The sequence below is a fragment of the Streptomyces sp. SID11385 genome, assembly GCF_010548245.1.
In the GTDB taxonomy this organism is placed as follows: Bacteria; Actinomycetota; Actinomycetes; order Streptomycetales; family Streptomycetaceae; genus Streptomyces.
This window is the reverse complement of the sequence record NZ_JAAGLR010000811.1, coordinates 1-232: the sequence shown is the minus strand read 5'-3', so window position 1 is coordinate 232 and position 232 is coordinate 1. Positions and strand designations below refer to the sequence as shown.

1 protein-coding gene is annotated in these 232 nt (G+C 70.7%); it reads right to left on the bottom strand.

Annotated elements, in window-relative coordinates; all coding sequences use genetic code 11:
• The coding region (locus tag G3I42_RS24640; protein ID WP_164289393.1) for an aminotransferase class I/II-fold pyridoxal phosphate-dependent enzyme at nucleotides 1–232 on the bottom strand (232 nt) is incomplete at both ends.

The following is a 232-nucleotide window of genomic DNA, read 5'->3' as shown; positions in this document are numbered from 1 at the left end:
CCGGCGGCAGCGAGGTGGTGAAGACGAACGAGCGCGCGTAGGTCCGCACCGCGTCCACGAGGGCCGCCGGTCCCGCGATGTAGCCGCCGACCGTTCCGAACCCCTTGGCCAGGGTGCCCATCACGACCGTGAAGCGGTCGGCGATGCCTTCCTGCGCGGCGATGCCGGCGCCCTGCGGGCCGTACATACCGACCGCGTGGACCTCGTCGATGAAGGTCGTGGCACCGTACTT